The organism is Mesorhizobium sp. B2-5-7 (assembly GCF_006440875.1).
Lineage (GTDB): Bacteria > Pseudomonadota > Alphaproteobacteria > Rhizobiales > Rhizobiaceae > Mesorhizobium > Mesorhizobium australicum.
The window spans coordinates 419,939-444,919 of sequence record NZ_VFUO01000001.1; the positions used below are offsets into that span (position 1 = coordinate 419,939).

The following is a 24,981-nucleotide window of genomic DNA, read 5'->3' on the forward strand; positions in this document are numbered from 1 at the left end:
AGGGCTCGCTTAGACCGGTTCCCGCGCCATGACAAGGCAAGTGTTCTGGCCGCCAAAGCCGAAGGAGTTCGACAGAACGGAGCGAACCTGCGCATCGCGCTTCTTGTTCGGCACGACGTCGAGCACGATCGCCGGGTCAGGATTGTCATAGTTGATGGTCGGAGGAATGACGCTTTCGCGCATCGTCATCAGCGAAAACGCCGCTTCGACCGCGCCCGCCGCCGACAGCGTGTGGCCGATCATCGACTTGTTGGACGAGATCGGCAGAGAGCCGATGCGCTCGCCAAACACCGTCGACAGCGACAGGTGCTCCATCTTGTCGTTTTCCGGCGTCGAGGTGCCGTGTGCGTTGACATAGTCGATCTCGTCTTCGCCGAGACCCGCATCCGCAAGTGCGGCCCGGACAGCGGCAATCGCCGGCGATCCATCCGGCTTGGAGCGCGTGCGATGGAAATCGTCGGCCTTTTCGCCACAGCCGCTGAGGATGCCGAGAACGGCGGCCCCACGGGCAAGCGCCGCCTCCAGCGATTCCAGCACCAGAGCGCCGGATCCCTCGGCCAACACGAAGCCGTCACGGTCCTTGGAAAACGGCTTGGAAGCCTTTTCCGGATTGTCGTTGTGGGTGGAGAGAGCCGACAGCAGCGAGAAGCGGATCAGCGCCTCGGCGGTTGCCGAGCCGTCGGCGCCGATCGACAGCGCCCGGTCGCATTCGCCACGGCGGATCGCCTCGACGCCGAGCTGGATGGCGGTGGCGCCGGAGGCGCAAGCCGTCGAGAGCGTGATCGGCAGGCCACGCGTGCCGAACCGGTCGGCGAGCCGGTCGGCGATCGAGCCGAACTGGGTGGTTTCGAAGAGATCGAGTTCCTTCAGGCCGCGCGCCACGCGCAGCAGCCTTTCGGCGCCGGAATCCTGCTTGTCGGAATTGTAGAGCGAAAAGCGATCGTGCCAGTCGAGTTCGACCGGCGGCGAGGCGAGGAAGAGAGGGCCTCCGAAATCGCCGGAATTCAGGCCGGCTTCGCCAACAGCCTCCTGAGCCGCGGTTTCCGCCAGTTCATAGGTGAGAAGGCTTGCCCCCCTGGAACTCGACGGCAGAAAATCGACCATGCCGGAGATCCGTGTGTTGAGGTGATCGACCGGGAAGCGGGTGATCGGGTGGATGCCCGACTTGCCCGAGGTCAGCGCGCCCCAATTGTCTGATTTGCCGACGCCGAGCGAGGTCACCACCCCGATACCGGTGACGGCAACGACGGGCCTGCCCATGTGATCTCTGAAATTGGCCATCCGGGAGCCCTCTTATCTCTGCAGTGCGTTCGCCAGACGCCGCCTCAAGCGGCGTTGACCAGCGCCACGCCCTCGAATTGGTGATAGCCGATCGCCGTTGCAAGGACGCTCGCGGGAATGCCTTCAAACGGCTTTTCGGCCGTGGCGTCAAAGACAGGGTAGGCGGCCTTGCGGTCGACCGCGAGTGCCGCCAGCGCCACGGCGAAGGGAAACTGCGCTTCCTTCATGTGCCCGGTCAACGTTGCAAAACCGCGCGCCGATATCGCCGGATTGGCGTCGAGCGCCGCCTTTTCGGCTGATGTTGCCGCATGCGCGCCCGATGCTCCCGACATGGCGAGCAGCTTGCCGTTCAGCGGCAGCGCCTGTTTGAGCAGGAGAGCGATCTCGGCGTCGAGTTCTCCGCGCGCGCGCCTGGCGCGGCCGGAGACGACGGGGCCGAGTTCAGCGTAGATCTTGCGTCCGCGGCTTGCCGCGTGTTCGCGCTGCTCAAGCACCAGGAAGGCACCGCCGGAACCTGAGACCACGCCGCCGCCCTCGGCGCCCTGCCTTTGCCAGACGGGCTTCCACGGGCCGCGATGCAGGTAACCGGCCAGCTCGTAGCCGAGCAGCATGTCGGAATGTTCCGTCTGGAAGGCGCCGCCGACCAGGATGTGCGTCGACTGGCCGGAGCGAATGCGCGCGGCTGCCGTCTCGACGGCGGCGACGCCAGCGCCTTCCTCGCCCATGAAGGTCCTGGACGAGCCGGTCACCTTGTGGACGATGGAGATGTTGCCGGCGAGCAGATTGGAAAGCTGCGCCAGGAAAAGCGTCGGTCGCAATTCGGTGGTCAGCTTCTCGTTGAGCAGCACGTCGCGGTCGTTGCGGTTTTCCGAAGCGGCTAGAATGTCGGCGTCGACCGCTTCGTCGCGCTCGCCGCCGCCGGCCGCCACAACCATGTCCATGGTGGTGCAGAGTTCGTCATTGCCCTTGATGCCGGCGTCGTCGAGCGCGAGGCCCGCTGCATAGGTGCCGAGCCTCTGCCATGTCTCCATCTGCCGCTGATCGCCGCGCTTGGCGATCTGCAGGTTCCAGTCGATCTCGGGCAGTGGATGAACCGTGTAGGGCGCGAAGCGCCCGGCCTCGAGCACCGGCTCCCGGCCCGGTTGCGCCAGCTTTTGCCAATGGGCGTCAGGACCTTCCCCCAGCGAGGAAACAAGGCCGATACCTGTGATGACGACGTCGTGGGGGCTGCTCATGAGCGGCTTTGTGGGTCAGGTGACGGAGCGCGTCAAGTCACGCGCCCTGATGACCTCAGGCGGTCTTGGCGGCAACCAGCGCGTCGATCTTGGCGCACAGGTTCTTCATGACGAAGTAATCGTCGGTCGAAGCCTTGCCGTCATTGACTTCCTGGGTCCACTTTTCCAGCGGCACCTTGATGCCGAATTCCTTGTCGATGGCGAACACGATGTCCAGGAAGTCGAGGCTGTCGATGCCGAGATCGTCAATGGTGTGGCTCTCGGGCGTGATGGTGTCGATATCGATCTCGCTGGTGTCGGCAATGATCTTGGCGACTTTGTCGAACGTTGTAGACAAGGGGCTTTTCCTTCTTTGCGGGCGGAATCTGTCCGCATTCGTTTGGGCGCTGTCTAATCGGTTTTTCCCGGCAGGAAAAGGCCTGTTAAGCCGGGCGCAGATGGGTAGGATGCCCAGGAAACGCAAGAAGGGCCGCCGGTCGACCCGGTGGCCCTTCCGTTGACGCTACGTAAGCTCAGCTGTCGCGGAGCTTGACCAGATCGTTCAGCAGCCCGCCCGTTCCGTTGTGGACGGTCAGCCGCTCGACCTTGCCGGCGATGGTTTCCAGAGCCTCGAGCTCCTTCAGCCGCAGCATCACCGGGTTCTCCGCCATCACCTTGGCCGTGTTGAGAAGGGAACGCGTGGCGTTCGTCTCCTCGCGGCGGCGGATGACGTTGGCCTCGGCCTGCTTTTCGGCCGAAACCACCTGGTTGAGGATCTCGCGCATCTCACCCGGCAGGATGACATCCTTGAGCGCGATATCGCTGACCTCGACCCCGATCTCGGCCATGTCGGCACGGACCTTGGCCGCCGCTTCCTCGTCGACCGTCACCTTCTTTTCGAGGATCTGGTCGAGCGTGAGCGCGCCCAGCGTCTTGCGGAACGCGTACTGCAGGGCGCGGTAGAGGGCCTCGGAGAAGTCCTTCACCGCACTCACCGCCTTGACCGGGTCGATGACCCGGTATTCGGCCGCGATGTTGACGCGGACCGTGACGCGATCCCTGGTCAGCACTTCCTGCCCGGCGACATCGAGCGACTGGCGCTTGAGGTCGACGACCTTGATCTGCACCATCCGTCCGACGTTCCAGAAGCCGTGCACGCCAGCGGCAAGCGTCCGCACAAGGACACCGTCGATGAACAGCAGCCCGGCCTGGCCGTCGACAACCGGGTGAACGGACATCAATTCCGCCTTCCGAGCCTGGCCGAGCCGGCGCATGACAGCCGGATCGATGGCAAGATCGGCCGAGGTGTCGATCACCGTCACCTTCCACGGTCCGGCATCGGTCCACAGTACCAGCTTACGGTCGGGGGCCTGCACGGAATGCAGGTTGCCGTCACGCTCGATGACGGCAACTTCCGTGCGCCCGGTGCGCACGATGGTGAAATGACGCGCGGCCACGTCCGGGAGCTTGTCGAACAACGCCTTCTCGTACGCCGAAACGAATTCCGGGCTCTTCAGATCGTGCCGGGACACCTCAAGGCTCTGGTTCCGGTTGGCGAGCCAGTGCTCACCCGGCAGCAGGACAGCCTTGATCTCTCCCTTGTAGAGAGTGAGGGCACGTTCGTTTTCCCTAACGAGGACGCGCTCGCGCCCAAGAACTGTATCGAGAATAGTCATTGTCTTACTCCTGTCGGGCATGGCCCCATGCGAGGCGTCACGTCATGCGTCGATCTTCCCTTCGTTTCTCGTTTCACTTCCAATTCCGGACACGAATGATCCGGGGACTGGTGGCATCGATGCGCGGCGGGCCTGCGGGAGCGGATCACGGGGCAGCGAAGCGGGCGCCGGAGGCGAGCCTCCCTTGCCGGCGACACTGCGCCTTGACCATCACCGCGAGCCTGGCCGCGAGCCGATGGCATCGGACCTTTCGATACGTCCTGGCCCGAAGGCCTCGGCCGTCCGTCACGTCTTCAGCATTCCAGTCCCCGGACCGTTTCAGATAACACCTGGCAGGGTGCTGGCTTATCGAGCCAATGGAGAAGGAATCGAACCTTCGACAATCAGATTATGAGTCTGATGCTCTACCAACTGAGCTATCCGTGGTGCAGACGACGGGACTCGAACCCACAACCTCCGGATTATGTCCGGCGCTCTCCCAGTTGAGCTACATCCGCGATCCCAATCCCCAAAGCGGCGCCGTATACAGGGCGGCAAAGCCGTCTGCACGGGCGGAGACGAAAGCTCCAACCGGTGTGCTCGCTTCGGTTTTCGTGACCGGGAGCGCGCCTATAGCCCCTGCGACGGGTTGTCGCAAGCGACATTGTCGTGTCGAATTCGCGGCTTCTTTCGGCGGTAGCATTTCGGCAACACTCATTGCCGCGCCCGCGTTCGGGAGCAGTGGTTCTCAGAAGGTGACGCGGCCGAGTACGCGCAAGCCGTCGCCTTGCGGCTCGACCACCACTGCTTCGCCTTCGCGCGGCGACACGCCGGTCAGCGCCACGATGTTTTCGAGATGGGTGACCAGGACCAGATTGTCGGAGCCGGAATAGGCGCGGATTTCCTTCATGATGGCGGCGATCTGCGCTGCTTTCTGCGCATCGTCACCCTTCAGGAGATCGAGCGGTGCGAACAGCTCCGGCTCGGCTTCGAAGGCGGTGCGCGCGGTGTCGAGGCAGCGGCAATAGCGGCTGGACAAAATGCGCTCGATGGGAGCCGCGCGGGCGGCAAACAGGGCGCCGATCTTGCTTGCCTGCTGCTTGCCGCGCGCCGACAGATTGACCTGGGTGGCGCAATTGCCGATGTCGAAATTGGCCGGGTCGGTGGTGCCGGTGACCATGGCGTGGCGCAGCAGCACGACATGGCCGCCATCGCGCAGCAGCGCCCAGCCGGCGTCCGTCGCGTGCGCGGCGGCGGGGACGACAAGCAGGAACAACGCCAAGGCTAACCGGATCATCGCCACCCTTCCATGCTCCCGTGTCGGGCTCCAACCATTCGCATATAAGGATTGGAAAGCAGGCACAAAGACAAGCCGGGCGTCAGCCGCGTCTCACGCCTCACTTTTGGCGAGCTGCTGCTTCACCAGATCGATCTTCTGATCGGTGAGCGGGATGGGGATCGTGTAGCCGGCTTCGGTAAAGCCCTGTTTGGCATTATCGAAGAAGGCAATCGCCTTGAGGTATTCGGGCTTGCCGCCGCGCACCGGTTCCAGCCCGCCAGCTCCGATCGGCTCGGCCGAGTGGGTTGGCGCACGCCGCACCCATGGCATCGGCAGGAAACGGATTGGTGCGGCAGGCATCGAGCAGCATGACCGGGTGCGATTGCGCAGCGACCGTGGCTCGCCTATCCCTGAAAAATGTCTCCGCTTACCGAAACCGTCCTGTTCGTCTTCAGTCTTGTCGCGCTCGGCTATCTCGCCGGGCTCACGGGCTATTTGAGACCGGCGAGCGGCGAGGGGATATCCGACTTCGCGGTCTCGGTGGCAATGCCGCTGCTCCTGTTCCAGACCATGGTGACGGCGGATTTCCATGGCGTGGCGCCCTGGCCGCTGTGGGGTGCTTATTTCACGGCGGCGGCGATCACCTGGGCCGCCGGCCATCTCGTCATCACGCGGATATTCGGGCGGGATGCCCGCGCCGGCGTTGTCGGAGGCGTCTCGTCGGCCTTCTCCAACATCGTGCTGCTCGGCGCCCCCTTCATCCTCGGCATATTCGGCCCGAGCGGCTTCGAAGTGCTGTCGCTGCTGGTCTCGGTGCATCTGCCGATCATGATGATGGCTTCGATCGTGCTGTTCGAGATGTTCGGGCGCGGCAGCGGCGAACACGTGCATCCCTTGCGCGTTATCAGAAGTTTCCTCAGGCGGCTGTTCATGAATCCGCTGATCATCGGCATTGTCCTGGGCCTGGCATGGCGGCTCAGCGGCGTGCCGCTGCCTGGTCTCGCCATGCGCCTGGTGGATGCATTGGCCGATACGGCCGGGCCGGTGGCGCTGTTTGCCATGGGGCTCAGCCTGCGCCGCTTCGGGATATCAGGCAATGTCCGGCCGGCGCTGGCGCTTTCGGCGCTCAAACTGTTCCTGATGCCGGCACTGGTTCTTGCCTTCGTCTGGCTGCTCGGCCTGCCGCCCCTGACCGCCAAGGTGGCGGTCGTGGTGGCGGCGCTGCCCTCCGGCATCAATTCCTATCTCATCGCGGTGCAGTTCAACACCGGCCAGGCGCTGGCATCGAACCAGATGACCATCGCCACGGCCTGCGCGGCGATCACCACCGCTTTCTGGCTGACGGTTGTCCTGCATGTTTTCGGGTAAGGTGGCGACGCCGTACGCCAACGCGCTCGTCTTGTGCTGGTCCAACCCCTATATGCCATCTTGCGATTGCTTGCGGGGCTTTCCCTAGGTTAAGAGCAATGGCTCCAGCGCGGGGCCTGCCTGCGCTTTACCGAAGACATCCAGATAGCGGCCCGTGAGCGCCGAACGGAGGCTAGACCATGCTTCAGAAAACCAGCCATTTCATGCGGCAGGCCAATCTCATCAACGGCGAATGGGTGCAAGCCGACAGCGGCCAGACGGTCGACGTGAACAATCCGGCTACAGGCCTCAAGATCGGCACCGTACCGAAGTCGGGCAAGGCAGAAACTCGCCGCGCCATCGAGGCCGCCGATGAGGCTTTCAAAACCTGGCGCAAGACGACCGCGCTCGAGCGCTCGAAGCTGCTGCGCAAGCTGCATGACGCTATGATGGACAATCAGGACGTGCTGGCCGAACTGCTCACCATAGAGCAGGGCAAGTCGCTGTTCGAATCCAAGGGCGAGATCGGTTCGGCTGCCGCCTACATCCTGTGGTTCGCCGAAGAAGGCCGCCGCACTTATGGCGATGTCGTGCCCTCGCCATGGGCGGACCGCCGCATCCTGGTGACGAAAGAACCAGTCGGTGTCATCGCCGCCATCACGCCGTGGAATTTCCCCTCCTCGATGCTGGCCCGCAAGCTCGGTCCCGCACTTGCCGCGGGCTGCACCGCTGTCGTCAAGCCGGCCTCGCAGACGCCGTATTCCGGCCTTGCCTGGGGGGCGCTTGCCGAGGAAGTCGGCTTTCCCAAGGGCGTCGTCAACATCCTGACCGGCGCCGCCGGCGAGATCGGCGACGAGATTTGCGCCAATCCGCTGGTCAAGAAGATCACCTTCACCGGCTCGACCGAAGTCGGCAAGATCCTGATCCAGAAATCGTCGGTGACCGTCAAGAAGGTATCGATGGAACTCGGCGGCAACGCGCCGTTCATCGTTTTCGACGACGCCGATATCGAGCGTGCGGTGGCCGGCGCGATCACCGCCAAATATCGCAATTCCGGCCAAACCTGCGTCTGCACCAACCGCTTCCTGGTCCAGGCTGGCGTCTATGACAAGTTCGTCGAGAAACTCGCCGCGGCCAGCAACGGGCTGAAGGTTGGTTCCGGCCTGGAAGAGGGCGTCCAGCAGGGGCCGCTAATCGACGAGAAGGCGGTCGAGAAGGTCGAGGAGCTGATCGCCGACGCCACGGCCAAGGGCGGCAAGGTCGTCGCCGGGGGCAAGCGCCACGCGCTCGGCGGTTCGTTCTTCCAGCCGACGGTCATCGCCAACGCGACGCCGAAAATGCGCTTCATGAAGGAAGAGATTTTCGGGCCGGTCGCACCCGTGTTCAAGTTCGAGACCGAGGAAGAGGCCGTGGCGCTCGCCAACGACACGGAGTTCGGCCTTGCCTGCTACTTCTACACCGGCGATCTCGGCCGCGCCTTCCGGGTCATGGAAGGCCTGAAATACGGCATGGTTGGGGTCAATGAAGGGCTGATCACCACACCTGAAGCACCGTTCGGCGGCGTCAAGGAATCCGGACTTGGCAAGGAAGGCGGACATCAGGGCATCGAGGATTACCTCGATACCAAATATGTGTGCATCGGCGGCCTCGGCCTCTGATAGGCTAGTCCTCGAGGCAGGTTCGTAAACCTGCCTCGAGGCTGAAGAACCAGCCGAAGTCCTTTGGATCCACTGACGTTTGCGGGCATGATGATGAAGGACGGCGAGGTTTTCGGCACGACGCAGGCAGGCGAACCGGTCCGCCGCTTCACGATCAGGGGCGGCGGCCTCACCGCCAACATCATCGGGCTCGGCGCTATCGTCCAGGACCTGCGCCTGGCCGGGCATGACGCGCCGCTGGTTCTCGGCTACAGCACTCTGGAAGCGTATGAGACCGATACTGGCTTCTTCGGGGCGGTGGTTGGGCGCTATGCCAACCGCATCGGCGACGCTCGTTTCACAATTGGCGGCAACCGCTATCAGACCGAGCGCAACTTCCTGGACAAGCATACGCTGCATGGCGGCTCGCAAGGCTATTCCCACCGGCCATGGACGGTTTCGCTGCATGGCAGGGACTTCGTCACGCTGACGCTGCATGATCCCGATGGCGCGATGGGCTTTCCCGGAGCGCTCGACGTTACCTGCACCTACCGGCTGAAAATTCCCGGCACGCTCAGCGTCGAACTGACGGCGACCTGCGAGGAGCCGACGCCGTGCAATCTCACCCAGCATTCCTATTTCAACCTCGACGATGGCGGTGCCGGCGACATTCTCGACCATAGGATGATGCTGAACGCCGGCGCCTATCTGCCTGTCGACGGCGACATGATCCCGACCGGCGTGGTCAAGCCGGTCGACGGCACGCCCTTCGATTTTCGCCAGGCGCGGCCGCTGCGCATGGAGACCGAGGGCGAACAGTTACCCTACGACCAGAATTTCTGCCTGGCCGCGGCGCGCGGTCCGCTCAAGCAGGCAGCTTGGGTGCAAGGGGCGAGTTCCGGCATCGAGATGGAAGTCTGGACCACCGAGCCCGGCGTCCAGCTTTATACCGGGCAATATGTGACGCCACGCACCGGCCTGGAAGGGCGGGGTTACAAGGCCTTCAGCGGCTTCTGTCTGGAGCCGCAGATATGGCCCGACGCGCCGAACCGGCCGTATTTCCCGCAGGCGACGCTATGGCCTGGCGCGATCTACCACCACGTGACGGAATATCGGTTCCGGCAGGGCTGACTTTTTCAGGACTGGCCGAACGCCGCCCGTAGCGTCTCGAACGGCGCCAATGCGCCGCGGACCTGCACGACGGCGGCGGCGACGCGGTGCGCACGCTGGACAGCGTCCGCCGGGGCAATCCCGCCAAGCCGTGCGGCGAGATAGCCGCCGTTGAAGGAATCGCCGGCACCGGTCGTGTCCACGGGCGCAGGCACGTGGATTGCGGCGACCTCCCGCGGCGCTCCACCCTTGCCAATCAACGCCGGTGCCTCGCCGTTCTTGACCACGACCTCCTTGACCAATTGCCCGAGGCGCTCGGCGGTCGCCTGCGGTGTGTCATCGCCGAACAGCATCTGCTCGTCCGGGAACGTTGGCAGCGCGATGTCGGTAACCGCAAGCGCCCCGGCGATCGCTGCTTGTGCGTCCTCGCGGTTGCGCCAGAGCCGTGGCCGATAGTTCGGGTCGAAGGCAATCAGGGAGCCCGCCGCGCGCGCCTTTGCCACAGCGGCCAGCAGCGTCTTGCGCGCGGCCTCATCGAGAATTGCCAAAGTGATTCCGGAAAAGTACACAAGCGCCTGATCTTCCAGGTTTTTCGCCAGTGCTGCCGGGTCCGAGGCGAGCTGCCTGGCGGCGGCGTCACCGCGCCAGTAGGTGAAGGAGCGCTCGGCGCCGGTCAGCGTGATGGCATAGAGGCCGGGGCGCGCGCCCGGTATGACCGGACTGGAGCCGATGCCGATGCCGTTTTCGGCTAAGAAGTCGATCTGGCCCTGCGAGAAAGGGTCGTCGCCGAAAGCCGAGACATAGGTTGCCGGCCGGCCAGCGCTTAGCGCATGCAGCGCCCACAGCGTGTTGAACGTGTCGCCGGCAAAGCCCATGCGCCAGTTCGGCCCGGTCTGGCCCGACAGTTCCAGCATGCATTCGCCGATCGAGGCGACGCCGTTTCCCACCATCTGCAATCCTCCAGTGCTTTCGGTGCTGTAGCTTTTTGCCGAACGCAGCGCCATGCTTGGCAAGCAGGCTTTTTTCCGCCACAGCGTTTTCCCACAGGCTGGCGGGATGCGATCCGCCCGGCAGGACGTTATCTGCGAAAGAGGAACCGGTTTGGCATCGTTATGGCGTTATCTCCTGGCAGGTCTTGGTCTGGCTGCTTTGCTGGTCGGCGTTCTCGCGGCCGTTTATCTGACCGCGCCGCATTCGGCACAGCCCGCCGGCCCGGATGTCTCGCGGACGAAAAAAACCGACAACGGGTTGTACGTAGCGAGTTTCGTGCCGGAACGGGGCGTCGTGCGGCAGGGCGAACTGGAATCCTGGCTTCTGACGCTGAAGACAAAGACGGGGGCCTCGGTGGAGCGAGCCGCGATTGCCATCTCCGGTGGCATGCCGCAACACAATCACGGTCTGCCGACCAGCCCGCAGGCGACCGACTATCTAGGCGAGGGACGCTACCGCATCGAAGGGGTGAAATTCACCATGAGCGGCTGGTGGCAACTGCGTTTCGCCATATCGTCCGGCGCGGGCTCCGACACTGTGCTGTTCAACGTGGTGCTGTGAGCGGTCGATGAGGCGCTTTTTCTGCTTTTTGGCACTGACGGTGGCAGCCATCCTTGCCGGTTGCGGCAAGCCGGATTTTTCCGATGCCGAGAAGAAGACGATTGCATCGCTCGCGCTGAATACGCTGCCGGCGCTGAAGCCTGATACCACCAACCGCTTCGCCGATGAGCCGGCCGCGGCGGCGCTCGGCTCGACGCTGTTCTTCGACGTCGGGATGAGCCGCGACGGTACGGTGTCCTGCTCGACCTGCCACAAGATCGACCGGCAGTTCCAGGACGACCTGCCGCAGGCGGTCGGAGTCGGCCACACCAACCGGCGCACCATGCCGCTGGCCGGCGTGGCGCGCGACCCCTGGTTCTTCTGGGATGGACGGCGCGACAGCCTGTGGGCGCAGGCGCTGACACCGCTCGAAAACCCGTTGGAACAGGCGGGAAACCGTGCTGCCTACGCGCATTACATGAAGGCGCGTTTCGGCGAACGCTATGAGCGCATCTTCGGGCCATTGCCTGATTTGTCCAGCATTCCGCCAAATGCCAGCCCGCTTGGAAGCGATGCCGAAAAAACCGCCTGGAACGCGATGAGCGATGCGCAGCGCGACGCAATCAACGGCGTCTATGCCAATATCGGCAAGGCGATCGCCGCTTTCGAACGCTCGATCGAGCCGGCACCGACACGCTTCGACCGCTTTGCGCTGGACCTTGCGACAGGCGCCGAGCCGAAAGGCGATGCCGTCTTTTCCACGGAGGAAATCCTTGGGTTGAAACTGTTCGTCGGCAAGGCCAATTGCGTGAGCTGCCACAACGGCCCGCGCTTCAGCGACAACGGTTTTCACAACACGGGTGTACCGCCTGCTGCCGGCCTGCCGGCGGATCGTGGGCGCGTCGATGCGGTGGCCCAGGTCGAGGCCGACCCGTTCAACTGCTTCGGAGCCTATCGCGATGGCGAGGCCAGTGCCTGCGGCGAGCTGCGCTTCATGGTCAAGGATGCGCCGGAACTTGTGCGCGCCTACAAGACGCCGTCGCTGCGCGGTGCGGCGACGCGGCCGCCTTACATGCACGCCGGGCAGTTTTCATCGCTCGACGAGGTCGTCGCTCACTATGCCAAGGCTGCGCCAAGCGTCGAGGGCAGTTCTGAAATTCACCCGCTGGAGCTCTCGGACCGCGAGCGCGCCGCACTGGTGGCGTTCCTGAAGACGCTATCGGAATAGGTTACCTGTCCTTGACCGTCTCCATCGCCACGAAGGTCGAGGTCTGGGCGACGTGGGGCAGGGCGGAGATGCGCTCACCGAGCACGCGGCGATAGGCGGCGATGTCCTTCGTGCGGACCTTAAGGAGATAGTCGAAGCTCGACGCCATCATGTGGCACTGCTCGATTTCCGGCACGGCTTGTACGGAGCGGTTGAAGGCATCGAGCGCGGCGGATCGGGTGTCCGATAATTTCACCTGCACGAAGGCGACATGGCCTTCGCCCATGCGTTCGCGGTCGATGATCGCCTGGTATCCCCTGATATAGCCGTCCTTCTCCAGCCGCTTCACCCGCGCCTGCACCGGTGTCTTCGACAGGCCGACCTTGACCGCCAGTTCCGACATGGAAAGCCGGCCATTGCCGGCCAGTGCCGACAGGATGTTCCTGTCGATGCGGTCCAATTGATCTTCTGTCATCGAAACTGCAGCCCGAATGAGCAATTTTTCGGCAACATGATAGATCAATTGAGCTGCCCTGTCGATTTTTTCAGACCGCCTGAAATCTGGCACTTGTGCTAGCTTGCGCCATTCGGTCCGGTGACCGCCGGCCCGTTCCCTTGTGCTTGCTCATAGGACCGCCATGCCGCTCGACGCCATCCGCCAGCAGATCCGCGCCAATTATTTGCCCGACGAAGACGCAGCGGTTAAGCGATTAGCCGAGGCGGCCGGGCTTTCGGCCGGAGACCGTAAGGCGATCTCGGCGCGTGCGGCCGACCTGGTGCGGGCGGTGCGCGGTTCGTCCGATCCCCGGCTGATGGAAGTCTTCCTCTCGGCCTACGGCCTCTCCACCAAGGAAGGCGTGGCGCTGATGTGCCTGGCCGAGGCGCTGCTGCGCGTACCCGACACAGAGACGATGGACGATCTCATCGCCGATAAGATCGCGCCGCACGACTGGTCGGCGCATTCGGGCGGTTCGAGTTCGATCTTCGTCAACGCCTCGACCTGGGCGCTGATGCTAACCGGCCGCGTGCTCGATGAAGGTGAGGGCGGTATCGAAGGCACGCTGCGTTCGATGGTGCGCCGGCTGGGCGAACCGGTCATCCGCAAGGCAGTGGCCGCCGCCATGCGCGAGATGGGCGAGCAGTTCGTGCTTGGCCGCACGATCGCGGAAGCCGTCAAGCGCGGCCGGCCAATGACGCAGAAGGGTTACCTCTACTCCTTCGACATGCTGGGCGAGGCGGCCCGCACCGAGGCGGACGCGCTGCGCTATCACAAGGCCTATGCCGACGCCATTTCCTCGCTCGATGCTGGCTCGAACGGGCCAGATATCCGCCAGAACCATGGCATCTCCGTCAAGCTTTCGGCACTGCATCCCCGCTACGAAGAAGCGCAAAAGGAAGAGATGCTGCCTGTGATGGCCGAGCGGCTGTTGTCGCTGGCCCTGGCCGCACGGCATTCGCGGATGGGGCTCAACATCGACGCCGAGGAGGCGGATCGTCTCGACCTGTCGCTCGACGTGATCGAGCGGGTGCTGGCCGAGCCGGAACTCGCCGGCTGGAACGGCTTTGGCGTCGTCGTGCAGGCCTATGGTCCGCGCGCGGCTTTCACCATCGATTGGCTCTATGCCCTGGCCAACAAGCATAATCGCAACATCATGGTCCGGCTGGTCAAGGGTGCCTATTGGGACACGGAGATCAAGCGGGCGCAGACACTCGGGCTTGCCGGTTATCCCGTGTTCACGCGCAAGGCCAACACCGACGTCTCCTACATGGCTTGCGCGAAAAAGCTGCTTGGCATGACCGACCGCATCTATCCGCAGTTCGCCACCCATAACGCGCACACCGTCGCCGCCATCCTGTCGATGGCTGACAGTCGCGACACCTTCGAATTCCAGCGCCTGCATGGCATGGGCGAGGCTTTGCACGAAACGGTGCGCAAGGCCGAAGGCACGCGTTGCCGTATCTATGCGCCGGTCGGCGCGCATTCGGACCTGCTGGCCTATCTGGTCCGCCGGCTCCTGGAAAACGGCGCCAACTCCTCCTTCGTGCACCAATTGACCGACGAGGAGGTCGAGCCGGAGGATATCGCACGCGATCCGCTGGAAACGGTTGAAAGCCAGGGTCCCGCCGCCAATCCGGCGATTGCCCGGCCTTCCCAGATCTTTGGGATCGGGCGCCGCAACTCGAAGGGATTCGACATCACCGACACGGTGACGCTGGCGGCGATCGAGCAGGCCAGAGCGGCATTTGCGGGTCCCGATCGCTGGCACGCCAAGCCGATCACGCGCGCCGCCGGCTACGGCAAGCAGCGCCCGATCCTCAATCCGGCAAAGCCTTCCGAGGTGGTCGGCACGGTTCACGAGGCCGCCGCCAAGCAGGTCGCAACCGCCGTGCGCATCGCTGTCGAGGCGCAGCCGGCGTGGGCAAAACGCCCGGTCGCCGAGCGTGCCGCTATCCTCAACCGTGCCGCCGATCTTTACGAGGCCAATGCCGTCGAGTTCTTCGCGCTCGCCACGCGCGAGGCCGGCAAATCGCTGGCCGACGGCGTCGCCGAAGTGCGCGAGGCGGTCGACTTCCTGCGCTATTACGCCACCGAGGCGGCGAACGCCGAAACGGGCACGCAAGCGCGCGGCGCCATCGTCTGCATCTCGCCGTGGAATTTCCCGCTCGCCATCTTCACCGGCCAGATCGCGGCAGCACTTGTCACTGGCAATTCAGTGATCGCCAAGCCAGCCGAGCAGACCCCGCTGATCGCCTTCCGCGCCGTCGAGATGCTGCGCGAGGCCGGCGTGCCGGAAGACGTCATCCAACTCCTGCCCGGGGACGGCCCGTCGGTCGGTGGTCCGCTGACAGCGGACCCGCGTATTGCCGGCGTCTGCTTCACCGGCTCGACCGAGGTCGCCAAGCTGATCGAAAAGCAATTGGCCGAGACCGCGGCGCCGGACGCCATGCTGATCGCCGAGACCGGCGGCCTCAATGCCATGATCGTCGATTCCACGGCACTTCCTGAGCAGGCGGTGCGTGACATCCTCGCGTCGGCCTTCCAGAGTGCCGGCCAGCGCTGCTCGGCGTTGCGCGTGCTCTATGTCCAGAAAGACGTCGAGAAGAAGATGCTGGAGATGCTGAAAGGCGCCATGGAGGCGCTCAATGTCGGCGATCCCTGGCGGATTTCGACCGATGTCGGTCCGGTGATCGACGATGACGCGCAAAGTTCGATCCGCGATTATTGCACGACGATGGGCCTGCAGGGCCGGCTGATCGCTAAACTTGAGGCGCCCAAGGATGGCCGCTTCGTCGCGCCGCATGTCTTCCGGGTCAAGGGCATCGAGGAGATGGAGCGCGAAGTGTTCGGTCCGGTGCTGCACGTCGCGACCTTCGACGCCGACCAGATCGACAGCGTCATCGCCGCCATCAACCGCAAGGGCTACGGCCTGACCTTCGGCCTGCACACCCGTATCGAGGGCCGGGTGCAGCATTTCGTCGACGGCATCCATGCCGGCAACATCTATGTCAACCGCAACCAGATCGGCGCTGTCGTCGGTTCGCAGCCATTTGGCGGCGAGGGCCTGTCCGGCACCGGGCCAAAGGCCGGCGGGCCGCACTATCTCAGGCGTTTCCGGAAAGGGCCTGAAGCGGGCACGGAAGTCGGCGAAGGCCATAAGGTGACCGCGACCGAACTGGCCGACAATCTGCCCGATCCCGCTCTCGGCGGCTGGTCGACGCGGCCGGACCGGGTCGCCATCCTCAGGAAGCATCTTCGCGGCAAGGGCGCGGCCGCGATCGGTGCCGCCGCCAGCATTGATTTCGGCCAGGTCGATCTGCCCGGGCCGACCGGCGAGGCCAACACGCTGTCGCTGTCGCCGCGCGGCCGGGTGCTGTGCTTGGGGCCGGACGGCGACACGCTGCTGGCGCAGACCATCCAGGCGCTCGCCGCCGGCAATGCGGTGCTGGCTGTTGCGCCGGGCGCACCGGCTGCGCTCTCGGCATTGACCGGCAAAGGCCTGCCGCTGGCGGCCATCGACGGCCGCCCCGATCCTGTCGAGGCGCGCTCGCTGCGGGTCGATGTGGTTGCTTTTTCAGGCACGCCCGAGGCGGCGCGCATCGTGCGCAAGGTCATCGCCGAGCGCAGCGGGCCGATCGTCCCGCTGGTCAGCGAGGTGCTTTATCCGGCGGCTTATGCGCATGAGCGGGCGGTCTGCGTCGACACGACCGCCGCGGGTGGCAATGCCAGCCTCTTGGCCGCCGCATAGGTCGGTATCTACGCGCCCTCGACGACGGAAAAGCCCTCGAATTGCGGGTGGCCGAGATAGTGGACTTTCGTCGTGCCGACATTCCGGTGGGCGGCGCGGAAGTTCTCCGACTTGGTCCAGGCGACGAAATCATCGTGAGTCGCCCACACCGTGTGCGACGCAAACAGCGTGTAGCCCTCGGTCTCGTTGACCGGGCCGCGCAGCAGGTGGAATTCGCGAAAACCCTTCATCTTGGCCAGGCTGGAGTCGCGGTTCTTCCACATGGCTTCGAAGTTGCCCTCCGAGCCGGTCTGGACCTTGAAGCGGTTCATGGCGATGTACATGGGGTCCCTTTCACGCGGATGTTGATGGTTGCGCCGCACCGCTTGTTCCGGGCCTAGTCAAAACGGGCCGATCCCGACCTCGAACTCCAAGCTCGGGTTCGATGCCTGTGACGGAATTGGAGGGAAGGGAGCGGCCTTGCGCACGATGCCAAGCGCGGCCTCGTCGAAAATCGGCGATCCTGAGCTTTCCAGAATGCGCAACTGGTCTATGTCGCCCTTCCTGCCTATGGCGAACGCCACAACAGCATTGTTACGCGCGGCCAATTGCAGCGAAGGCGGGAGAGTACGATTGACGCTGCCGAGTTTTCGAAAGACGTTGCCGCGGTAGCTGTCTTCAGCAGTGCTGCCTGGGTCTTTTTGCCTTTTGCCCTTGCTGGCCGCTTCCGCCAGCCGGTCCTGGCCATCGGCCGTGCCGCTCCGTTCATTCGCTGCTCCAGCAGTGGCAGGGGCAGCCGCCGCAGTTGGCCTTGCAACGGGGATCGGCGGTTGGTCCGGAACGGTGACAGGAATTTCGGTGGTTTCGGCCTGGGCGTTCGGCTGTGCCGGCGTTTCTGTCCTGGCAGCCACGCTCTGGTCATCCGGGCGCGGGGTTGCCGCCACCAGTATGTCCGGCGTGGCCACGGGCTGTTTGACAGGTTCCGCCGAGGGCTCCGAAGCCTGTTTCGCGGCCTGGGCAGGCTCGGGAGCGTGTGTCACCGGTTCCTGCGCGGGCTGTGAAGGTTTAGTCGGCGCCGGCCTGGCCGCCTTTGCCGGATGAGGCTTGGCCGTCGGCGGGGGTGGCACCAGCGTGACATTCATTGCCGCCGGGTCCTTGTTCAATGCACTGCCGGCGACCTTGTCACCTTGGTGATCGCCGCCTTCCGACTGCTCTGCCTCCCTCGAATCGAACTTGCCGGCGGACGAGATCAGAAAAGCCGCCGCCACGCCGGCATGGACCAGGCAGGAGATGGCGATCGCAGCCTGCCACTTGCCGTTGCTGGCTTGCGGTCGTGCCTGGGCAAGTCGCTCTGCCGGCGCTATTGCCAACTCGCTGCCAGCGTCGGGGAGTGGACTGATTTCCTGCATGTCGCGGGCGCGAAATTGCAGCGATACGCGCAGACTTGTCAAATCAAGATCGGCTGCCTCAACCGGTAAGCAATCGAAGCCGGCCAGCGGCCCTGCCACGGTCTTTTCTTATGCAGTCCCACTTCAGACGCCGAAAGCGATGCCGGTCCTGGTGTCCGTCTTCAGCTTGCGCATGCAGGCAGTTGGTTCGACGCCCGTGCCAGCGCAATCCGTTCCGCTGTTGACCAGCACGCGGCTGACCTTGGTGCAGTCGGTGCCGGCCAGGTCAAAGCGTGTCACCTTGGTCTTGCCGTGCGGCAGGTCCTTGAAGTCGAGCACGGTCAGCCGGTCGACGATGCCGGCCTTGTTGAACAGAGCGATCTCGAACGCCGCCTTGGTCAGGTCGGCGCCGAGATTGTTGCTGATCAGGAAGGTCAGCCGGCAGCCCTTGCCGGAAGGCTGCGCGGCATTGAGTTCGAGGGTCAGGACCGGCGCGGACTGCTCAGCCCACGCCGGAATTGTCGTCAGCGACATCGCCAGCGTCGAGGTCAGCAAACGAAGGGATGCCGTCAAGGGCGTCATGGTCAGCCTCCAAAGCGCATGGTTGCCGCTAGCTTCAGCGTGATACCGGGTTCGTAGACCGCAACCGTGGTGCTGCCGTTCAGCGGATTGGCGTATTTGACGTCGAACAGATTGTCGGCGCGGAAATCGACTTTCAGATTGTCGGTCGCCTGATAGCTGGCGAAGGCATTGACCAGCGTGTAGTCCGTCGCAACGGCATTGCCCTTCGGCTTGCCGTTATACTGCACCTCACCGCCGACGGTCAGCTTGTCCTCGAGGAAACGCAGGCCAAGCTGAGCGGTGACCTGAGAGGAGGGAATAGTGGCGAGGTCGGCTTCCACACCCTTGTAGGAAACGGTGTGGCCATCCGTGATCGAGGCCGAGAAGCCGGCATAGCCCCATGCCGCGTCATAGACGCCTTCCAGCTCGAAGCCGTTGATCTTGGCCTTGGCGAAATTTTGATACTGGAAGCAGATCGGGATTCCGGGGCCGAAGGGGCAGCCACTGCCTGGAGCGAACGGCGACAGCGTTACGCCGTCGATATAGTCGTCGACATCGTTGTTGAAATAGGCTGCTTTCAGGCGCAAGGCGTCGCCCGGCTCGAAGATATCGTTCTGCTTGTAGTTGACGCCGAACTCGGTCGTCTTGCCGGTTTCAGGCCGCAGATTTGGATTGGGCAGGAACGGGAAGCTGACGCCGGCCGGATGATTGCCGCTGATCAGCGTTTCCGTGATGGAGGGCGAGCGGTAGCCTTCCGCATAGGTGCCGTAGAATTGCAGACCGGCAAGCCCGGCGCTCTCGAACGGCGAGACACCGACGGTGACGCGCGGGGATAGCCTGTCGCCGGAAATATCATGCGTGTCATCCTTCAGGCTGTAGCTGTCGTAGCGCAGGCCAGCGATGACTTCGAGCCAGTCCCAGGTGAGCTTGTCCTGGACATAGGCGCCGGACACGTTGCGCTTGCCCGACGGCGTGTAGAAACTGTCGCCCCCGGCCGCGCCACCCGTCTTGACGTTGTCGCCGACCCAATCGCCGCCATAGGTCAGTTCATGCGCGATGCCGTTCGTTTCGAACCGCGACGTGTTCCAGATATCGATGCCGGTCGTGCCGACATCGAATGTCGACAGTGATCCTGCCGGCAGCACCACGGGAAGACCGGTCACCGGATCGAAGCGATTCTGCGGCGCGAGACTGGTCAGGTCGAGATTGGTCTTGTTGTAGGACGTGTTGATGTGGAGATCGAGCCAGCTCTTGTCTTCGTCCGTGATGTTGTAGCGGGCCGTGAAGGTGTTCGACTTCAGGTCGACATCGTTGACCGGCACGCCGCCGCTGGTCTCGTCCCAGCCGTCGCTCGAACCGACCCAGCCGAGCTTGAGCTCACTGTTCTCGGTTGGCCGGATGGTCGTCTTGAACAGGCCGCTCTGCACGTCGAAGCCGGTGCCGTTGACGGTGTCGCCGTCGCCGTCCTTGTAGTTGTCGTAGTCGCGGTAAACGATGTTGCCCAACACGTCCCAGTTCTCATTGATGCGATAGGCACCGGTGGCGCTGGTGGTCCAGCCCTTGCCGTTGCTCTCGTAGCGTCCGGTGACGGATCCGGCCCAGGTCTCGTCGGGCTTCAGGAAATCGACCGCATCCTTGGTATCGAAGAAGACGACGCCGCCAATAGCGCCCGAGCCATAGGTGTTGGCGACGGGACCACGGATCACGTCGACGGATTTGACGAGCTCGGGATCGATGTAGAAGGTCGACTGGGTGCCGTGGTCGGAACGCTGGAAATTCTGGCGCGCGCCATCGACGATCACCGCGACGCGGCCGAAATCCTGCAGGCCGCGGATGTTGATGCTGGTGCTGACGCGCCTGGCGTCGGCCTGCGCAGCGACGCCAGGCACACCGAAAAGCATCTCGTTCGGCGTTGTCGCCATGCGGCGATCGAGCTGTTCCTGGTCGACATGGCTGGCAGAGGCCAGCGACTGTATCGCCGTTTCGCCGGTGCGGCTGAGCACCAGGATCCTGTCGAGCAACGTAGCGCCCGCGGGGGCTGCCTTTTGCTGGTCAGTCTTCTTCGATTGATCCGTCTGCTCGCTCGCCGCCTGCGTCGCAGGTTGCGCGTGCGCCGATGGCGCGGATAGAGCGATCGCCGCCACGCTTGCGAGCAAAGCCGCCGCACCGTTCGCCGCCCACCGACGGCGCCGTTCCCAACTTATCAACCCCATGCCCCAACTCCAAATCCCAGGTTCCATGCTGGCTGGCCCGGGGCTTGCTGGCATTTTGATCGTATCCGGCATCTTAAATGTTGACTCATTTAGTCCGGTATTGCACTGACTAGTAAACATGATTATTCAAGTCAAGAATGAATCGGCAATTCGCAACGCCTAGCCAGATGCCCGGCACAGGAAAGGGATCGACCCAGATGAACACGCACAATCCCAACGAGTTTCGCTATCGCGTCCGCCGTTCCGACGATACCTCCACCCGTTTCGATCGGGTCTCGCTGGCGGTGCGGACGCTGTCCAGCAACACGCTGTTCCAGGGCGAGCACGAAATCGGAATCGAGCATCATGGCGCGCTCTACCGGCTGAAGATCACCCGCCAGGGCAAGCTCATTCTCAACAAGTAAGGCAAGGCATCAGGGGTAAAGACATGGACCAGCGCGTAAAACCCGCTCCGCATGAAATCCGGCGGGCCCGGACCGACAATCCGAAAGCGCGCGAGCGTGACCTCGCCGCCCAGCTCGGCATTTCGGAGGCCGAGCTGGTGGCCGCGCATTGCGGCGACGGCGTCGTCCGCGTCGAACCGCGCGTCAACGACCTTCTGACCGGTCTCGAGGCCGTTGGCGAGGTGATGGCGCTGACCCGCAACGAAAGCGCCGTGCACGAGAAGATCGGCGTCTATGACAAGGTCGTCACCGGCAATCACAATGCCATGGTGCTCGGCGAGAACATCGACCTGCGCATTTTTCCGAAAATCTGGGCGCATGGCTTTGCCGTGGAGAAGCGCGACGGCGACGACATCCGCCGCAGCCTGCAGTTCTTCGATGCGGCCGGCGACGCGGTGCACAAGGTGCATCTGCGCCCGGCCTCCAGCCTCCATGCCTACCAGAAACTGGTCGCCTCGCTGGAATCACCGAACCAGGAGCCGACGATCGACATTTCGGGGCCGGTTCTCGATGAGGAAAGCGAGGCCGGGGCATCGACGGCGAGCCTGGACGACCTGCGTGACCGCTGGAGCCGGCTGACGGACGTGCACCAGTTCTTCGGCATGCTGAAGACGCTGAAGCTCAGCCGCCGCCAGGCAGTGCGCATGGTTGGCCAGGACTACGCCTGGCTGCTCGACAATGACGCGGTGCGCGCCATGTTCCATCACGCCGCCGAAAGCGAGATGCCGATCATGTGCTTCGTGGGCAACCGCGGCTGCATCCAGATCCACTCCGGGCCGATCAAATCGATCAAGCCCATGGGGCCGTGGATCAACGTGCTCGACGAGACCTTCCACCTGCACCTGCGCACCGACCACATCCATGAAGTCTGGGCGGTGCGCAAGCCGACCAATGACGGCCATGTCACATCGCTCGAGGTCTATGCCGCCAATGGCGACATGATCATCCAGTTCTTCGGCAAGCGCCATGAAGGCGAAAGCGAGCGCGACGACTGGCGTTTTCTGGCCGAGCACCTGCCGCGCATTCCGAACCCGACGGCAGCCTGAGGAAAGTGTGATGCGTTTTGTTTCGAGACCGTCCGCCCTGCGCGGATCGAGGGTTGGTTATGCAATCGGCCTTTCCATGGCTTTCGCCGCGCTGCAACCAGCCGGCGCCACCGAAGGCGTTTCGGTGTTCGCCGATCCTTCGAAGATCGCCGCTATTGGCGGCTCCATCACCGAGATCGTCTATGCGCTTGGCGAGGAGAGACATTTGGTGGCGCGCGATTCCACCAGCCTCTATCCAAAGGCCGCGCTCGACCTGCCTGATGTCGGTTACATGCGCCAGCTGTCGCCGGAAGGCGTCTTGTCGGTCAATCCGACGGGCATACTGGCATTGCACGGCAGCGGTCCCAGGGAAGCCGTCGACGTGCTGAAGAAGACGAGCATTCCGTTCATCGAAGTGCCCGAGCAGTACAACCGCGAAGGCATCCTCCAGAAGGTCCGCATTGTCGGCAAGGCGATCGGGGTCGAGGCCAAGGCCGAGGTGCTGGCCAGGGCGCTCGATGCGAAACTCACAGCCGCCGAAAAGCGGACAACCTCGATCAAGGAGCGCAGGCGCGTGCTGTTCATTCTCTCGACGCAGGGTGGCAAGATCCTGGCGGCCGGCAGCGAAACCGCGGCCGACGGCATGGTCAAGCTGGCGGGCGGGGTCAATGCGGTGGAAGGCTTTTCCGGCTACAAGCAAATGTCGGACGAAGCGATCATCACCGCAAGGCCGGACGTGATCCTGATGATGAGCAATGCCGGGCCGCCGGTCTCGGACGACGAAGTGTTCGGCAATCCATCCATCGCCTCAACGCCGGCCGGAACGGCGCGCAAGCTGATCCGCATCGATGGCGCCTATCTACTCGGCTTCGGGCCGCGCACGGCCGACGCGATCCATGATCTCGCCGTTTCGCTTTATGGCGCACAGGTCACGGACTGAGCATCATGGCCGACCAGTCGATCGCAGGTCCGGCGAAGGCGATTAGGGCATCCGAAGGGGATCGTTCCGGCCGCGCCCGTGCCGTCATCCTTCTGCTGTGCCTGGGCTTGGCGATCGCCATCTTGCTTTCGCTCACATCCGGCGCATCGGATGCATCCGCCGTGACCGTCTTCAGGGATTGGCTCTTTGGCTCCGTCCCCGGCGATGCGGCGCTCAACGCCCGCGACAGCTTGATCGTCCATGACATCCGCATGCCACGCGTCATCCTCGGCATGTTGGTGGGTGCGGCGCTCGCGGTTTGTGGCGCCGTCATGCAAGGACTGTTCCGCAATCCGCTCGCCGACCCCGGTCTGATCGGCGTTTCCGCAGGGTCCAGCCTTGGCGCGGTGATCATCATCGTTCTTGGCGGGACCGCGCTGGCGCCGGTGACCGCCTTGCTCGGAACGCTGGCGCTGCCGCTTGCGGCGTTCGTCGGCGGTCTCGTCACCACATTGGCGCTCTATCAGGTCGCCACGCGACGTGGACAAACCTCGGTCGCCACCATGCTGCTCGCGGGCATAGCCCTGGCGGCACTTGCCATGGCGCTGACCGGAATCCTCATATTCATGGCCGACGATCGCCAGCTGCGCGACCTGACCTTCTGGTCACTGGGATCGCTCGGCGGTGCGACATGGGCCAAGATCGCTTCCGTAGGACCCATAATCGTCCTGGCACTGGCGGCGATGCCGTTCCTGGCCCGCGGCCTTAACGCGCTGGCGCTGGGCGAAGCGACCGCCGGCCATCTCGGCATTCCGGTGCAGCGGCTGAAATACACTGCCATCATCGGCGTTTCGGCGGCGGTCGGCGCCTCCGTCGCCGTCAGCGGCGGCATCGGCTTCGTCGGCATCGTCGTGCCGCATCTGCTGCGACTGCTGATCGGACCCGACAATCGTTACCTGCTGCCGGCCTCGGGGCTGCTCGGCGCCTCCTCGTTGCTGCTTGCCGATGCGGTCGCCCGCACCATCGTGGCGCCGGCCGAGCTGCCGATCGGCATCGTCACCGCAATATCAGGCGCGCCGTTCTTCCTGTGGATATTGCTGCGCAGGCGCGGCGTGATCGATTTGTGAGGCTGGAATGATCGAGGCGAGGAATGTTTCGGTCGATATCGCCGGCAAGAGAATTGTTGCCGGTGTCGATTTCGATGCGCGGCCGGGCGAGGTGGCGGCAATCGTCGGCCCCAATGGTTCGGGCAAGACGACCTTCCTGAGGGCATTGTCGGGGGACCTCGGCTATACCGGGAGTGTCGTCCTCAACGGCCGCGACCTCGCAGCGATGAAGCCGGTGGAGGTCGCCGTCCAGCGGGCTGTGTTGCCGCAGGCGACGACACTGTCGTTTCCTTTCACTGTGCGGGAGGTCGTCAGGCTTGGCCTGGTCGGTGGCCGTTCGGGCGCGCTGCCGGGCGAGGACGGACGCCTGCCGGAACGGGCGCTGGCGCGGGTCGATCTCGACGGCTTTGCCGGCCGCTTCTATCAGGAGCTTTCCGGTGGCGAGCAGCAGCGTGTCCAGCTTGCGCGCGTGCTGTGCCAGGTCTGGGCGCCGGTGCTCGACGGCAAGCCGCGCTATCTGTTCCTTGACGAGCCGGTGTCCAGCCTCGACATCAAGCACCAGCTGATCATCATGAACATCGCCCGCGACTTCGCCAGAAGGGGCGGGGGCGTGGTAGCGATCCTGCACGACCTCAATCTGACGGCCATGTACGCTGACCGCATCTTCGTGATGCATCGCGGCCGGCTGGCCGCCAGCGGCTTGCCCCGCGACGTGCTGAGTGACGACCTGATCGAGAAGGTGTTCGATTGCCGGCTCAAGGTCGGCGTGCTGCCGGCCGGCAACATGCCGTTCGTGCTCCCGCAATCGTCGGTCAGCTGATATTCAGCCGACACTGCACG

Annotated in this window: 23 protein-coding genes and 2 tRNA genes; 11 read left to right on the top strand and 14 right to left on the bottom strand. The window is 64.0% G+C overall.

The genetic code is table 11. The features are described from left to right. Positions 1–9: 9 nt before the first annotated feature. From FJ543_RS02000 to FJ543_RS02035, 8 genes are all read right to left on the bottom strand, one after another. Positions 10–1,281 (bottom strand): beta-ketoacyl-ACP synthase, encoded by a 1,272-nt coding sequence (locus FJ543_RS02000; RefSeq protein ID WP_140873570.1) that lies wholly within the window; start codon positions 1,279–1,281, stop codon positions 10–12. A 44-nt stretch (positions 1,282–1,325) separates the two neighbouring features. Continuing rightward, the gene (locus FJ543_RS02005) at positions 1,326–2,516 is read right to left on the bottom strand and encodes a beta-ketoacyl-ACP synthase (RefSeq protein WP_140723841.1); all 1,191 of its coding nucleotides are present in this window, start codon (positions 2,514–2,516) and stop codon (positions 1,326–1,328) included. 55 nt (positions 2,517–2,571) lie between these two features. Then, the gene (locus FJ543_RS02010) at positions 2,572–2,853 is read right to left on the bottom strand and encodes an acyl carrier protein (RefSeq protein ID WP_010909964.1); all 282 of its coding nucleotides are present in this window, start codon (positions 2,851–2,853) and stop codon (positions 2,572–2,574) included. Positions 2,854–3,028: 175 nt separating this feature from the next. After that, positions 3,029–4,171 carry a slipin family protein gene (locus FJ543_RS02015; protein WP_181173898.1) on the bottom strand — a complete coding sequence of 381 codons (1,143 nt, stop codon included), beginning with the start codon at positions 4,169–4,171 and terminating at the stop codon, positions 3,029–3,031. 357 nt (positions 4,172–4,528) lie between these two features. After that, positions 4,529–4,593: transfer RNA gene (locus tag FJ543_RS02020), tRNA-Met, on the bottom strand. 1 nt (position 4,594) lies between these two features. Beyond that, a tRNA-Tyr gene (locus FJ543_RS02025) sits at positions 4,595–4,668 on the bottom strand. Between the two features lie 230 nt (positions 4,669–4,898). Further along, positions 4,899–5,447: a histidine phosphatase family protein gene (locus FJ543_RS02030; RefSeq protein WP_015317470.1), complete on the bottom strand. Its 549-nt coding sequence runs from the start codon at positions 5,445–5,447 to the stop codon at positions 4,899–4,901. Positions 5,448–5,540: 93 nt separating this feature from the next. Continuing rightward, a complete protein-coding gene (locus FJ543_RS02035; protein ID WP_140873571.1) occupies positions 5,541–5,789 on the bottom strand; it encodes a hypothetical protein in 249 nt (82 codons plus the stop codon). 57 nt (positions 5,790–5,846) lie between these two features. Here FJ543_RS02035 and FJ543_RS02040 point away from each other — a divergent pair, with 57 nt between their 5' ends. From FJ543_RS02040 to FJ543_RS02050, 3 genes are all read left to right on the top strand, one after another. Continuing rightward, a complete protein-coding gene (locus FJ543_RS02040) occupies positions 5,847–6,797 on the top strand; it encodes an AEC family transporter (RefSeq protein WP_140873573.1) in 951 nt (316 codons plus the stop codon). A gap of 179 nt (positions 6,798–6,976) precedes the next feature. Next, positions 6,977–8,434 (top strand): NAD-dependent succinate-semialdehyde dehydrogenase, encoded by a 1,458-nt coding sequence (locus tag FJ543_RS02045; protein WP_140661079.1) that lies wholly within the window; start codon positions 6,977–6,979, stop codon positions 8,432–8,434. Between the two features lie 87 nt (positions 8,435–8,521). Next, entirely contained in the window at positions 8,522–9,544 is a 1,023-nt protein-coding gene (locus FJ543_RS02050; protein ID WP_140661080.1) for an aldose epimerase family protein, read from the top strand. A 5-nt stretch (positions 9,545–9,549) separates the two neighbouring features. On the opposite strand, the gene FJ543_RS02055 is transcribed toward FJ543_RS02050, so the two are convergent. Then, entirely contained in the window at positions 9,550–10,473 is a 924-nt protein-coding gene (locus FJ543_RS02055; protein WP_140873575.1) for a sugar kinase, read from the bottom strand. Between the two features lie 151 nt (positions 10,474–10,624). Here FJ543_RS02055 and FJ543_RS02060 point away from each other — a divergent pair, with 151 nt between their 5' ends. Further along, positions 10,625–11,074: a FixH family protein gene (locus FJ543_RS02060; protein ID WP_041163818.1), complete on the top strand. Its 450-nt coding sequence runs from the start codon at positions 10,625–10,627 to the stop codon at positions 11,072–11,074. A gap of 7 nt (positions 11,075–11,081) precedes the next feature. Further along, on the top strand, positions 11,082–12,281 hold the full coding sequence (locus FJ543_RS02065; protein WP_140661082.1) for a cytochrome c peroxidase: 1,200 nt from the start codon (positions 11,082–11,084) through the stop codon (positions 12,279–12,281). Position 12,282: 1 nt separating this feature from the next. Here the strand turns inward: FJ543_RS02065 and FJ543_RS02070 are convergent, their stop codons facing one another. Further along, positions 12,283–12,735 carry an Lrp/AsnC ligand binding domain-containing protein gene (locus FJ543_RS02070; RefSeq protein ID WP_015317477.1) on the bottom strand — a complete coding sequence of 151 codons (453 nt, stop codon included), beginning with the start codon at positions 12,733–12,735 and terminating at the stop codon, positions 12,283–12,285. A 163-nt stretch (positions 12,736–12,898) separates the two neighbouring features. Here FJ543_RS02070 and putA point away from each other — a divergent pair, with 163 nt between their 5' ends. Next, entirely contained in the window at positions 12,899–16,507 is a 3,609-nt protein-coding gene (gene putA / locus FJ543_RS02075) for a bifunctional proline dehydrogenase/L-glutamate gamma-semialdehyde dehydrogenase PutA (RefSeq protein WP_140792271.1), read from the top strand. Positions 16,508–16,515: 8 nt separating this feature from the next. Here the strand turns inward: putA and FJ543_RS02080 are convergent, their stop codons facing one another. The 4 genes from FJ543_RS02080 to FJ543_RS02095 are packed head-to-tail and all read right to left on the bottom strand — an operon-like array spanning position 16,516 to position 20,648. Beyond that, a complete protein-coding gene (locus FJ543_RS02080; protein WP_140873577.1) occupies positions 16,516–16,830 on the bottom strand; it encodes an antibiotic biosynthesis monooxygenase in 315 nt (104 codons plus the stop codon). Between the two features lie 57 nt (positions 16,831–16,887). After that, positions 16,888–17,994, bottom strand: coding sequence for a TonB family protein (locus FJ543_RS02085; RefSeq protein WP_318011594.1), 1,107 nt, complete (start codon positions 17,992–17,994; stop codon positions 16,888–16,890). 24 nt (positions 17,995–18,018) lie between these two features. Then, positions 18,019–18,456, bottom strand: a complete 438-nt coding sequence (locus FJ543_RS02090; RefSeq protein ID WP_140873579.1) for a hypothetical protein — start codon at positions 18,454–18,456, stop codon at positions 18,019–18,021. A 2-nt stretch (positions 18,457–18,458) separates the two neighbouring features. Then, complete coding sequence (locus tag FJ543_RS02095) at positions 18,459–20,648, bottom strand: TonB-dependent hemoglobin/transferrin/lactoferrin family receptor (RefSeq protein WP_140873581.1); 2,190 nt, start codon at positions 20,646–20,648, stop codon at positions 18,459–18,461. Positions 20,649–20,845: 197 nt separating this feature from the next. On the opposite strand from FJ543_RS02095, the gene hemP reads away from it, so the two are divergent. The 5 genes from hemP to FJ543_RS02120 are packed head-to-tail and all read left to right on the top strand — an operon-like array spanning position 20,846 to position 24,961. After that, positions 20,846–21,052 (top strand): hemin uptake protein HemP, encoded by a 207-nt coding sequence (gene hemP, locus FJ543_RS02100; protein WP_015317483.1) that lies wholly within the window; start codon positions 20,846–20,848, stop codon positions 21,050–21,052. Between the two features lie 23 nt (positions 21,053–21,075). Then, positions 21,076–22,137 carry a hemin-degrading factor gene (locus FJ543_RS02105; protein WP_140873583.1) on the top strand — a complete coding sequence of 354 codons (1,062 nt, stop codon included), beginning with the start codon at positions 21,076–21,078 and terminating at the stop codon, positions 22,135–22,137. Positions 22,138–22,147: 10 nt separating this feature from the next. Continuing rightward, positions 22,148–23,056 (top strand): hemin ABC transporter substrate-binding protein, encoded by a 909-nt coding sequence (locus tag FJ543_RS02110; protein ID WP_140873585.1) that lies wholly within the window; start codon positions 22,148–22,150, stop codon positions 23,054–23,056. Positions 23,057–23,061: 5 nt separating this feature from the next. Next, the gene (locus FJ543_RS02115) at positions 23,062–24,162 is read left to right on the top strand and encodes an iron ABC transporter permease (protein WP_140873587.1); all 1,101 of its coding nucleotides are present in this window, start codon (positions 23,062–23,064) and stop codon (positions 24,160–24,162) included. Between the two features lie 7 nt (positions 24,163–24,169). Beyond that, positions 24,170–24,961 (top strand): heme ABC transporter ATP-binding protein, encoded by a 792-nt coding sequence (locus FJ543_RS02120; protein ID WP_140661088.1) that lies wholly within the window; start codon positions 24,170–24,172, stop codon positions 24,959–24,961. The last annotated feature ends 20 nt before the right edge of the window (positions 24,962–24,981 follow it).